This is a genomic window from Bacteroides ovatus (genome assembly GCF_001314995.1).
GTDB classification, from domain to species: domain Bacteria; phylum Bacteroidota; class Bacteroidia; order Bacteroidales; family Bacteroidaceae; genus Bacteroides; species Bacteroides ovatus.
Map to the genome: position 1 here is coordinate 748,464 of NZ_CP012938.1, position 13,531 is coordinate 761,994.

Here is a 13,531-nt window from a genome sequence, read left to right on the forward strand (position 1 = left end):
TTTTGCCTGAATGATACGATGTGCTCCTTTCTTTTGGTTATCCGATTATAATACTAATAAGAGTTCCTCAATTTGTCAATTTCATATTGTATTAGACCAAGATTTGTCAATGTCGTTGTTGCTAACTTATTTAGTTTTAGTATATTATTTTCTGGTGATTCATTTATGTTTATATATTCTGTTAATTTTCTAATTGCTGATATTGGAATACCGTATTCCATTAATGCTGCGATATTGGGATGTAAAAAACCATTTTCAAGATTACTTGCAATAAAGCTATAATTACCATACTTCATATTTGATTTTTTAAATACATACTCCTGCAAGTTGGAGATGACATTTAACCATTTGGGTAGTTTATAATCAAACCAATGTCGGCTAATATGTAAAATGGCATAAGAAGCAACATCAATCCGCTTTTGTTTATTAGGAATTTTGCTAGACCAAAAGTTGTCATTTACATAATATGAAATAACAGCATTTATAGACTTCATGTTAATATATGAAAAAGCGAAACTAGCCAACCACCGAGCAGATAAACGTCCAATACCCTCAATATATGTTTTGTCACCTGCACCACTTAACGTATCCCAGCATAATTCGATAGCTACACTTAAATTGTCGAAAGTTTTGGGAGTAGATGTCCAATTTAGCTGGGAGTTATAATATTGGAGGTTAGACTCAATTTTATTTATAATGGCTAATTGACCTTCTATTGAAATACCGTTGTTGGATCTAATTACTTCTTTTATTTCGGGAGACATATTGTCAAACTTCGCAAGTCTTATTTTTGCTTTCTCTTCAATGTCTTTTTCATCCATAGAAATTAAAACTTCTAATGGGGCTTGTTCTTGATTAAAAATAGGTATATCAACAAATAGTTCCATTTGTTCAGGCTGATTTTCAAATCTAATTACATTACCAATATAATGTTTCCTCATACGACCAGATCGACCTGCAATATTTTTATAATCAAAAAAGTCTATAGGTTGTCCTCCTTTATCTTTATCAAATAAAATAACATTTTTAGCAGATGTGTTTACCCCCTCTATCAATGTTGATGTACAAAATAGCCACCTGATTGATCCTTCATTAAAACAATCAACAATTGAACCGCCTAAATGACGGGGTAAAGCGCCATGATGAAAACCTATACCACAATTCAAAGCATCTATTAAAGACCACTTGGAATTAATATTGTCTTTAATCCATTCACCTATTTCTTTATTTCTTTGAACATACGGAACTAGCATTAATTTATTTTCATTTTTTAAATATGAAGCATAGTCTAATGCTAGATTAGTGGCCTTATTGGGAGAGGAACAGTAAATAATCGTTTGTTCTTTTGTTGATGAAAGTAATTTGAAGAGTTCTAGCTTTTTTAATTCTTTTTTCTCTTTAGCTTTACCTTGAATATTGACATTAGTCTCATTGACTGCTACTGTTGCAAATTCAGTAGGATACCAAATTAAGTCATATTTATTTTTGAAATTTAAAGGTATATCTTTAATCATAGGTCCTAATAGATAGAATTTACTAGTAAATTTCAATAGTTTGGCAAATGCTTGATTCAAAGCTATAGCTCTATCATCATCTCTATCTAAACTTAATTTATAGAACTCATCTATGACAAAAAACTCTATTTCAGGAAATTGGTTATATTCAACCACACGTTCTCCTGTAAATAAAAAAATATTTCCTTTTTCTTTAGTTGGCTCTTGACTAGTAGAAACAATTATCTTGTACCAGTTTTTATATTTCAAAAGTTTCTTTCGGGTTTCATCAAGTAAAGCTAGAGTTGGTTGAATAATTACTATCTGTTCATATAGTTTGCTGGCAATAACTTCTTCAATAAGTAAACTCTTTCCAAAGCTTGTTGGTGCACTTACAACCAAAGAACGTTTACTCTGTAATTCTATAGATAAATGTTGTTGCTCTTCATGTAGATAAATATTATCTAAGTGAGGGGATTTGTGATATTCATAACATAAAAGGGAGCTTTGAGAAAGTTGCTTTGGATCAACATAAGGATATAAACCTGCAGCGGCAGTTAAGTCATTCCAAATGGAATAGGTGTTTTTATCTACTTTCTTCCATGCATCTAGTATTCTAATGATTATATCTCTACCATATTTATTATTTTCTCTAGAACGTAATAAAGATGAACACAATTGCGAAAGCGAAAAACTATGCTCATAATCAATGTTTTTTGTTTCTGTTATATATATGATAGCATCTTGAACTTTCTGTGGTGTCATATTTGCTGCATTAATTTTAATCGTTTATCTAATTCTGTATTTAACATATCTTTATTTTGTACAGGTAGAAGCATTAATATGACTTCTGTTGAAACATTCCCTTTCAATTTATCAAAGGTCTTACAAAGAGCTGTACATTCCGATATGAAATCCTCAAAATATTTATTACTTTCTTCGCAATGATTTTTAAATAGATCACTATTATAAGTACACACCATTGGAATTACTATATTGGAAAAAATTACATCTAGTTTTTGATGCTCATCCATAAGATTTCGCCAATATTCTATCTCTGGAATGCTTTCTGGGAGTTTCTTAGATATTAAGCTAAACTCTCTTCGTAAATAATCTGCATTAACATGCTTTTTTATATCTTCAGCCAAATCTCGGACTCCAGCATCTCCTGTTTTGTATAATTTAGATTCACCAAGCCATAATTTTTTCTTGTCTCCAGTGATAGTTACCTGTACACCATCAAAACCATGAGCAGGTACATTGTGTGAATCTTTAAAATATATTTTTGAAATTAATGGAATTGTGTTCTGAAAATCTCGCAACAATAAATGAAGAATTAGTTCACCAAATTCTCCTCTATTTTGATATTTGTCTGTTAGGTATACTATTTGTGCGGCTTCTTTTAAGCGAGATATTATTTCAGTAAGTGGAATAGAAGTACCACAGTGATAACCTAAAGAAAATTCGGGTATTACATTTCTTACTATGTCAACCAAAGGCTGTAGTCTAAATTGCTTTTGATCGAATCCAATATGATACGCTTTCAATGTAGGTTCACAAATATATTCTTGAATTACTAAATCAGATTTAAAAGGTCTACTCATTATATAAAATTATGTTTACTGAAATTTATTACAAAGATATAAATTTAATCTGATAATTTATTAAACAGTCTATTATAAATAGTTGTATTACTAAATTTCTTAAAATACCTTATTACAATTCTATTCTTACTGATAACTATATGTTGACTATTTTTGAGATTATATTGATGTTGTATCGATAAATTCAGTTTGCTTACTAATTGTTATTTAACTTTTTCTCCTCCTTCACCATCTTTCTCCACCTCTGAAACGCCCTCATCAAACTTTCTTCTTCCACTAACTCTACCATATTATAATGTGCGACAAAAGTTTCCATTGATTTTTTGAACATGATGCCGTGGCAGTATTTATTTTCCAGGAGAAATTCATAAAGTTCGGCTTTCATTTCTACTTCCATTGCTTTTTCAATGATAAGTGCACTGTCATGACCTATATAATTATATACATTTGGATTTTTTCCGTTTCTAGGGTGGGGGAGAGTAAAGGTGATATTTCCTATTTCGTGCCATGAGGCATTGGGAGGGTGTGGGATGGAAAGTTGGTGGAGGAAGTGGTAGATAGGCTGGGTATCGAGAAGATGGATGGCGGAAAGCGAGGAAGAAAAACGGTCTGGAGGTACGTCGAGGTGGTTTTTATAGCGCACATACATGTAAGCCGCTAGATAGGGCTTGATTTGGAAAGTAACTGTAACCATTATTTTTTAGATTTTATTTGTAAAATATTTATCAGAGTAGTGCCGTTTTTAATATTGGCATTTGCATTCATGTGTTGAGAAATTTCTCATAAAAGGAAGGTACGAGAGGATGCTTGTGTAATAATTTGGTTTTCAGATGGTTACATAAGTAGTTCTTGGTTTTAAACCAACGGGTCGTTCCTTTAAAAGGAACGACCCGTTGCACACCGAGGAACACCTCGTTGGTTTTAAAGCAACGAGGAGCTCCTTAAAATCAAGAGATAAAACTATAGTAAATCTCTCAAAAAATTAAAATAGAGGAATAATCTAATCATTTTCAATGTAAAGAAATTGTATCGCTATGTGTTTGAGTGTTTTTATCTGTATAAAGAAATATACCGAGTGTCATATATGAAGAATTTTCAGATAGTAGCTATTTAACATAGTTTAAACGAGACTCTTTTATAATTCTGATTTTATTTTATGTTTAATGTCAATTTGAAATTTAATTATAATATTGATGAAAGGTTTGATAGGAGGTTAATTGAGGAAAAATTGCTATAGATTACTTCATTAAAAGAAAAATCACCAAGTTCTATCAGAACTTGGTGATTTTTTATACTCCATTTATAATAAAATAAATATATAGTTATTAAAATATGAGTTATCTATCTTTTTTTAATTTCATTTATTAACAATTCCTTTTTGGTATTATATAATGGAACAAAAGTATATATTCTTTTTGCAAAAAACAACAAAAAGACATGTTTTTTTTATGGAATCGTCATCTAGTCTGATTGAAAAAGTAAAATCAGGCGACATTTCTTTTCTAAATAGCATATTTGATGCAAAAACACAACAAAAGCAATGAATCGTTATTAAGTTCTGATAGAACTTATCGAAGTGTGAAAAGTGAGTTTAATTGTTTTAGGGCTATTTAATAACTTAAAAAGAGATTTATGAAGAAGAAATTAGCGCTGCTATTTGGATACCTTTTTATAGGTATCGGGCTGATAACAGCTCAAACGCAGAAAGTCACGGGGACAGTGATTTCCGATGATGACAAACAACCTGTTGTAGGGGCTTCAATTGTCGTAAAAGGCACTAACTTAGGTACAATAACAGACATAGACGGGCATTTCACATTATTGAATGTGCCGAATTCAGCAAAAATATTGCAAATATCATATATAGGTATGAAAACGGAGTCGGTTCCTGTTCAGCCGACTGTTAGAGTTATCTTAAAGTCTGACACACAGCTGATGGATGAAGTTGTTGTGGTAGGCTATGGATCAGCAAAGAAACTAGGGTCAGTAGTCGGTTCGGTAACAACGGTAAATAATAGTAAGATAGCCAACAGACCGGTGGCTAATGCCGGAGATGCATTACAAGGTCAAGTTGCCGGTTTACAAGTGTTTACCCCTAGTGGAGAACCGAGCGGGAGTGTTGTAATGCGATTGCGTGGAGTCAGTTCGATCAATTCAAATACAGAACCTCTTTTTATTCTCGACGGTTCACCTATATCATCCGGAGCATTTACAGCATTAAATCCGAACGACATCGAAAGCATGACCGTATTGAAAGATGCCTCTTCAACAGCTATATATGGCTCCCGTGCTGCTAACGGAGTCGTGATAATGACTAGCAAGAAAGGAAAAATGGGACAGAAGGCCCGTGTTAGTATCAATGCACAATATGGCTGGTCGAAAATGACAGGAGATAATATAGAGATGATGAACACTGAACAATGGCTTAACCTGCAGGAAATGCTAGATCCGGGAAAAGCATACGACACTACATTTCAAAAACGGAAGAAGTTCTATATAGATAATGGTATATCTACAGACTGGGCGGATGTCTTCTTCGGAGATGCAGCTCCTACCCAACAATACGATGTAAATGTGGTTGGCGGTTCCGAAGGTATCAACTACTACATTTCATTTGGACATTATGATACAGAGGGAATTATGGACGATTCCTCATTGCGCCGTGAGACTTTGCGCAGTAATGTGGAAGTAAAGGTAACCGACTGGCTGAAAGCCGGGATTAACGTGAACCTTTCCTATCAGAAATATAACACGACAACTTTCGGAACGGAAGCTAACAGCGTTTATAATAAAGCGTATGCTGCCCGTATTTATCGTCCCGACCAAACAATAAACGAGATATTGACAGACGAAGAAGGCAACTTTACAGGTTATGGGAAACGATTGGACTATTTTGACGATATGGGATATTATAATCCGTATTACTTGGCAGAACTTCAACCGAATGACCGGAGTACGGTACGTATCAATGGCAATACCTTCTTTAATATAAATCCAATAAAAGGATTGAATATCCGTACCTCACAGGCGGTAGATGCCTTTGATTATCGTAACTCCCATAAAGCCTATCCGGAAGGCCCCTTTAAAGGGGCAGGAGTGGCGTCCGAGTCTTTTGAACGTTATTATTCATTTACTTTCACCAATACGGCGGAATATAAATTCAGTCTGTCAGACAAGCATCTTTTTACTGTGTTGGCTGGCCAGGAGTCCATTATCACAAAGAATGAGAATTTCTCGGCAACTTCTAAAAAAATGGTAGACTCACGAATGATGCTGATGGCAGCTGGAGCAGAGTCAGAAGTGCCGATACATTCGATGTATGACAAGGTTTTCAATTCTTATTTCGGCACAATCAGTTATAGTTTCGCTGATCGCTATTATGTCGATTTGGCAGCACGGCGGGACGGTTCTTCTCTGTTTGCCAAAAACAACCAGTGGGCAAACTTTTATTCTTTGGGAGCCATGTGGGATATGAGAAAAGAGAATTTCCTGCAGAACGTTTCATGGTTGAACAGTTTACAGTTGAAGGTGAGCTATGGAACAACTGGTAATTCCGGTATCAGCGCCTATAATGCGTTGGCATTGGTCGGTTCCGGTTTGCTGTATAACGGACAACCGGGTATTGCTCCTTCTACCGTTGGCAATGATAACCTGACATGGGAAAGCATGAAAACACTGAATGTAGGCATCAGTACAAGAGTGTTTGACCGCTTTTCTGTAGAATTGGAATTTTATAACCGCCAGACGGACGATATGTTGATGGGGTATCCATTGTCATACACTACCGGACATGGCAGTAGCGTAGAAAATGTGGCAAGTATGCGCAATCGCGGTTTCGATATTACTCTGGGAGTGGATATTCTGAAAACGAGAGATTTTTCATGGAGTGTTTCAGGAAACCTGAATTATAATAAGAATGAGATAACTAAACTATTTAACGGATTGGATGAATATACTTTGCCTGATACCGGTTTGAAGATGAAAGTCGGTAAACCTTGGGGAGAATACTACTATGTAAGATGGGCAGGGGTCGATCCGCGTGACGGATATAATACATGGTATGATAAAAATGGAAATCTGACAAAAAGCTATTCGGAAGAAGATGCCGTTTTTGTCGGCAAGCAACGTTATGCTCCATGGTCCGGAGGTTTTGGTACCCAGTTCGGATGGAAAGGAATTTCCGTCAGTGCCGACTTCTCTTTTATGCTCGGCCAGTATATGTTGAATAATGAACGCTTTTTTACAGAGAATCCCACTTTTGCAGGTTCGGACAATCAAACTGTAGAAATGCTTACGATGTGGCAAAAACCGGGAGATGTAACCAGAATTGCTACTCCCGACTCCCCGATGCAGTTTGATACGCATTTACTGGAAAACGCTTCATTTATGCGCATGAAAAACCTGACTGTCGGGTACACCCTTCCGCCCAAAGTGATTCAGAAAACAGGAGTAATTAGTAACGCCAGAATCTACTTTGTAGGACGTAACTTACTCACAGTGACTAAATATAAAGGATATGACCCGGAAGTAGACAGTAATATCCAGTTGGGGAACTATCCCAATACCAAGCAATATTCTTTCGGAGTCGAACTAACTTTCTAAAAACATAAAGAATGGTGAATATGAAGAAAATATCTATAATAGCATTGACTATACTGACACTAGGAATGACTTCCTGTGATATGGATAAAATGCCATACGATGCTGTTCCTACAGAGGAAGCGTTAACAACCATAGTCGGTTTTGAAGAAGCACGTGCCGGTATCTATTCCGTATATTTAGGACTGACAGGAGGAAGTTATGTATTAGCTCCGGAAGTTCAGGCAGATGCCTTTAATGCAGTGGCGGATTTCTCTAATAAATATGGTGAGTTGCACCGTTGGACTTTCGAGAGCACCAACTCTACCGTAGAAACAATCTGGTCGAACTACTATGCCGCTATCGGACGTGTCAACTTCTTTATTGACGGGGTAGGTAAGATTGATGAGAATCCGGAAATCGAATTGACTGAAACCCAGAGACAACAGATTAATGTGTATGAGGGGGAAGCGTATTTTACAAGAGCATACTGCTACTTTTATTTAGCTACTTTATTTTGCCGCGATTACGATGTAGCTACCGCAACAAGTACTCCGGGACTGCCGCTTCAGGTAAAATATGAGCCTAAACTTTCTGCTACCCAATATCCGGGACGATCTTCATTGGAAGATACTTACAAACAGATATTGGAGGACCTCGAAGAAGCCGAAGAACGTATCGAGACTGCAAAAAATGGCATTGCTGATTATGACAGGTATATTAATGGCGCATACGTGACAGTCAACACGGCTCCCAAGAATTGTGGGAATTATATTACGGTAGATGTAGTAACTGCCTTGAAAGTGCGTGTTGCCCTGCAGATGGATGACTATGAAAATGCAGCCAAATATGCAGGAGACCTGGTTAATTCGAACAGATATCCATTATCGAACACAGCAACAGATTTTGAAAGCGTATGGAAGAATGACAAGGGAACGGAAACCATCTGGCAGATTGCCATGACTAGTGCCGACGATGCCGGTGTACCTCTGGGGACTATTTTCATCGGTTATCCGACTACAAAGAAGGATTATATTCCTACACAAACACTGATTGACCTATACAATGAAAAAGATATCCGGCTAAAGACTTATTTCGGAAAATATCACTTAACCGTATCGTCAGGTAATGCGGCGGATATCTATTTCTTTAATAAATACCCGGGCAATGAATATTACAATGCATTAGGAAGCGAAACGCGTTATTTGAATCAGCCCAAACCATTCCGTATTGCTGAAATGTACTTGATTGCCACTGAAGCCAATGCAAAGATTGGAACCGCAGCCGCTGTAAAAAAAGGTAATGATGCTTTGAATGCATTAAAAAAAGCGCGAATCGAGGGATGGACTGATGCAACCTACGATCAGGAAGCTTTATTAAATGAAATCATGAACGAACGGGAACGTGAGCTTGTAGGTGAGGGATACCGGTTGATGGACCTGAAACGTTGGGGGAAAGGTGTAAAGCGTGGAAAACCGCAAAGCAAAGGACTGGTGCTTTTTCCGGGACAGGCAAGTACTGACGGACTGGATAAACCTATGGATGACCAGCGGATGCTCTGGCCGATTCCTAAAACAGAAATGGATGCCAACCCTCAACTGGCAGGTCAGCAAAATCCGGGATATTAATCAATGAATAACATAAATTATCAAACACTTGAGTAAAATGAACTATCTGAAAATATACACCCTTCTTCTGTGTGCCGTTCTGATCGCCGCCTGTTCGGACGATGAGGAACAGTTCAATTCCGGAGCGGCTACGGTAAGTTTGCAGGAAACAGCAATGACAGTGAAAGAGTCTGCCGGTTTATGCACTGTGCCTGTCGTAGTGACAGGAGAACATACCGGAACTATCCGCGTGACGTTCGAATTAAAAGATCATACCGCCAAAGAGGATGAAAACTATATCGTCACCACAAAGACGCTGCTTATTCCTGCCGGTCAGGAAACTATAAATTTTGAGTTTAAAACTGTTGATGACAAGGATGTCAATGACGACCGCTCTTTTGATATTGAAATTGCCGATGTGAAAGGGGCCTCCATTGGTACAAACAATCGTCTGACGGTGACTATCAAAGATAACGATTCCAGTTTTTATGAAACACTTTCGGGAACCTGGGTATTTACCGGAACAGCTTCTGCTACCAATGCTTCCAATGTACAAGTGGGATTTTCCGTAAAAGTGAATACCGCGGAAGAAGGTACGGAGGCATACGAGCATTATCTGGTTTGCTCGAATAAGAATGGATTTGATCCGGATAATGACATTGAGTGGGAATTTAGCTGGCGTTTGCATTATGAATATGATTCGGTGGCGCAGAAAACCTATTTATCTATTGTACCGGGTGAAGATGTCGCTTCTTATGGTCCGTATACCATTCGTTTCAGGAGACTGGCATTAGACGGAAGTACTTCTGACGTATATCGTGGAGAATATGATGTTGAAACTAAAACTGTCACTTTCGAGAATGCCAATCTGATTGGTGATATGTATAAGGACGGACTGATACAAATACAGAAATTCAGGCTATTTGGCTGTAAAATGGAACACATCAGATAAAAACAAGATTATTAACATAACAAATAGAAAGAACTTATGAGAGCACTAATTGTCTGCATTACGCTGTTGTTTGCTTTGTTAACCTGTACTATGGCACAAATACCATCGGTTAAGGTTGAAGATACTAAGGGAGCACAAGTTAACACTGCATCCCTGGTTAATCACAAAACGCCTATGATTATTTCTTTTTGGGCAACAACCTGTAAGCCTTGTATTCGTGAATTGGACGCCATAAATGAACAATTGCCCGATTGGTTGGAAGAAGCCAAATTCCGTGTAGTAGCTGTTTCAACAGATGACAGCCGTTCTACAGCTAAAGCGCGTGCATTGGCAGAGGGACATGGATGGGATGATTTTATCATGCTGTATGATAAAAACCAGGAATTTATGCGAGCTATGAATGTAAGCCTGACTCCACAGGTATATGTGGTGGATGCTGACGGGAAAATAGTCTATTCACATACCGGATATGCGCCGGGAAGTGAGCTGGAACTACTGAAAGCAATAAAAAAACTGCAGAAATAGAAACTGTTATTATCCATAGATAAACGCAATGACATGACTAAAATAAGAATTCAGGTGTTGGCTTTGTTAGCGTTAACATCGACATTGACCTATGCGCAGGAAGATAACAAGAAAGGTTATCTGACAGGGAGCTTTGAAACGAATACGATATATTACAAAGATGATAGTAAAACAGAAGCGGAATCACCGGAAGATCATTTCGGATCGAACAATTATCTGAAACTGGATTACTATCAGGGTAAGTTTGCCGTAGGTGTACAGTTGGAAGCCTATGAACCGGTACTGGTGGGATACCCGGCAGAATTGGAGAAAGCAAAGCTGACCAACTATTATGTATCTTGGGCTGATAAAGATTTTTCCGTAACAGCGGGTACGTTTTATGAGCAGTTCGGGAGTGGACTACTATTCCGTAGCTGGGAGGACCGTATGCTGGGACTAAATAATGCAGTGATGGGAGCACGATTTACCTACAATTACAAGAATATTGTGGGATTGAAAGCCATTTGGGGAACTCCACGTTTTGGTATGGACTTTTCCGATACACAAGTACGTGGTGTAGATGTAAGTTTCTCCTTGTCCGAAATGCTTAGTTGGCAAAACACGTCTTTGAGTATTGAAGGAGGGGCGTTGAACCGGTATGAGAAAATCAATATCGATCTCGAAGAAGAAGGGGGAAAACCTTATTCGAATGGCTTCTCGGGACGGATAAATTTTGAACGCTCCGGATTTACAGCGAAAGGTGAATATGTAGACGGTGGCAATAAGTATTATAATTTCATTCATGATGACAAACTTTATGCGAGGAAACGTGCTAATGCACAATTGCTGGAACTGGGATATAGCGGTAATGGGTTGGGAGTAAATCTGACCGGACGCCGACTGGAATGGATGAACAGTGAGATTATTACCGGTAATGGTTCGACTTCGAATCTGTTGAATTATGTCCCGGCTATGAGTACGCAATATACCTATATGCTGACCAACTTGCATCCTCACACTCCACAAATAGGAGATGTGACAAACGCAATCAGCGGGGAGATGGGCGGACAACTGGATATTTTTTATCATTTCAAAAGAGGAACGGTTATCGGAGGTAAACGCGGTTTGAAATTACATGCTAATTTTTCTACCTATTATGTTTTAGAAAAAGAAGGTACAGCCCAGATAGGCAACTTGTCATTCCGTGATTTTAGTATTGATGTGGAAAAGCAATGGACGAAGTCATTCAAAATGAACTTGCTTTATTCCATGCAAGAATATAGTCCTTCGTACGGAGCGAATAAGGCGACCAACCTGTCGAATATTTTTGTAGCAGATTTACAATATAAGTTCACACCTTCTTTTTCAACTCGCATGGAGTTGCAATACCTAACTACAAAGGAAGATCAAAAGGACTGGATGGCGGCCCTGTTGGAAATAAATTTTGCTCCGGCATGGAGTATTTATGGAAGTGATATGTATAATCACGGCAAGGAGAAAATCCATTATTACAATGTGGGAGCCAGTTATGCCAAATCCCGTACGCGTGTAGCTTTGAGTTATGGTCGTAATAGAGAAGGGTATGTCTGTTCCGGTGGAGTTTGCCGGACGATTCCTAAATATACAGGGGCTAACCTGACTATAACGACTTCATTTTGAGTTTATCGAAACATTTATTAATTAGAATATAGAATATGAGAAAATTTACAATGTTTTTTATGTCAAGTCTGATATGCCTATGCGGATGTTTTACAGCGTGCAGTGGCAATTCAGACGACAATGGTGAAGAGCCGGACAACGGCGAAGTGACAGGACCTATTACTTTGACTGTGGATAAAGCCAAGATTGAAGCTAACGGGACAGATATGGCGACTTTTACGGTGACTGATGCCAAAGGGAAAGTACTGACGACCTCTGAATATATGAAGAATGTATATTTTGAAGATGTTACTACCGGTGATTATCTGGAGAGACGGACCAATACGTTCGTGTCAGTAGAAAACGGGACTCATAAATTTAAAGCATATTATCTGGACTGGGAGTCGGATGAAGTTTCCGTAACCGCACAGAATCGTAAGAATTATGAACTTTTCTATCGCAAGGTGGGTGTTTTTAAAATGACCGGGACTTGGTGTACCTATTGTCCGGCCATGACTTCGGCATTAAAGAAGGTGGAAGAACTGATGCCGGGTCGTATGGTGAAAATGGCTTTTCATTCTTCCAGCAGTTCAGCGACTGATCCCTTCCATTTATCACAGACAAGCACAATCATGAGCCGTTTTGGAGCATCCGGCTTTCCTACCTGTATTTATGATTTAAAAGTGATGTCAATAGACAGGAATGTGAGTGCTATCAAACAGACATTACAAAGCCAAATTAGAAAATATCCGGCTACATGCGGAATCAAGGTAAATACATCCTATAATTCTTCTACTGGCGAAATTACAGTAAATGCTGCATTGAAGTCGAGCGAGGGAGGAGAATATGACCTGGTTTATGTCTTGGTGACTGATGGCTTGACAGCATCCGGAGGAAATGAGAACTCATACGATTATACGGTAAAAGCTATTTCCAACAATTATCTGTCGATGTCAACTGACGGACGGTTTACTGTGGATGCAAATCAGGAGCACACTGCCGCTACTTTCAGCATTTCTAATGCAAAGAACCTGAATCCTGCCACATCGCGTGTAGTGGTTTATGCATTACGTAAAGTAGATGACGCATATATGGTGGATAATATAACCGAATGTTCTATCAACGGTAGCATAGACTATCTCTATAATGATTGAG

Annotated in this window: 9 protein-coding genes; 6 read left to right on the forward strand and 3 right to left on the reverse strand. The window is 38.0% G+C overall.

Annotated elements, in window-relative coordinates:
• Positions 1-53: 53 nt before the first annotated feature.
• The 3 genes from Bovatus_RS02990 to Bovatus_RS03000 form a co-directional block, all read right to left on the reverse strand.
• Complete coding sequence (locus Bovatus_RS02990; RefSeq protein ID WP_004296101.1) at positions 54-2,258, reverse strand: DEAD/DEAH box helicase; 2,205 nt, start codon at positions 2,256-2,258, stop codon at positions 54-56.
• Positions 2,255-3,097 (reverse strand): HamA C-terminal domain-containing protein, encoded by an 843-nt coding sequence (locus tag Bovatus_RS02995; RefSeq protein ID WP_004296100.1) that lies wholly within the window; start codon positions 3,095-3,097, stop codon positions 2,255-2,257. Before Bovatus_RS02995 ends, Bovatus_RS02990 begins: the two co-directional genes overlap by 4 nt.
• 196 nt (positions 3,098-3,293) lie before the next feature.
• Complete coding sequence (locus Bovatus_RS03000) at positions 3,294-3,791, reverse strand: hypothetical protein (RefSeq protein WP_004296098.1); 498 nt, start codon at positions 3,789-3,791, stop codon at positions 3,294-3,296.
• A gap of 938 nt (positions 3,792-4,729) precedes the next feature.
• Between Bovatus_RS03000 and Bovatus_RS03005 the strand changes: the two genes are divergently transcribed.
• The 6 genes from Bovatus_RS03005 to Bovatus_RS03030 are packed head-to-tail and all read left to right on the forward strand — an operon-like array spanning position 4,730 to position 13,530.
• Positions 4,730-7,699 (forward strand): SusC/RagA family TonB-linked outer membrane protein, encoded by a 2,970-nt coding sequence (locus Bovatus_RS03005; protein WP_059365494.1) that lies wholly within the window; start codon positions 4,730-4,732, stop codon positions 7,697-7,699.
• Between the two features lie 20 nt (positions 7,700-7,719).
• A complete protein-coding gene (locus tag Bovatus_RS03010) occupies positions 7,720-9,303 on the forward strand; it encodes a RagB/SusD family nutrient uptake outer membrane protein (protein ID WP_224440794.1) in 1,584 nt (527 codons plus the stop codon).
• A gap of 37 nt (positions 9,304-9,340) precedes the next feature.
• Positions 9,341-10,234: a Calx-beta domain-containing protein gene (locus Bovatus_RS03015; protein ID WP_004296094.1), complete on the forward strand. Its 894-nt coding sequence runs from the start codon at positions 9,341-9,343 to the stop codon at positions 10,232-10,234.
• A gap of 36 nt (positions 10,235-10,270) precedes the next feature.
• The gene (locus Bovatus_RS03020) at positions 10,271-10,759 is read left to right on the forward strand and encodes a TlpA family protein disulfide reductase (protein ID WP_004306197.1); all 489 of its coding nucleotides are present in this window, start codon (positions 10,271-10,273) and stop codon (positions 10,757-10,759) included.
• Between the two features lie 33 nt (positions 10,760-10,792).
• Entirely contained in the window at positions 10,793-12,397 is a 1,605-nt protein-coding gene (locus tag Bovatus_RS03025) for a DUF6029 family protein (protein ID WP_004296092.1), read from the forward strand.
• A 35-nt stretch (positions 12,398-12,432) separates the two neighbouring features.
• Entirely contained in the window at positions 12,433-13,530 is a 1,098-nt protein-coding gene (locus Bovatus_RS03030) for an Omp28-related outer membrane protein (protein WP_004296091.1), read from the forward strand.
• Position 13,531: the final 1 nt, after the last annotated feature.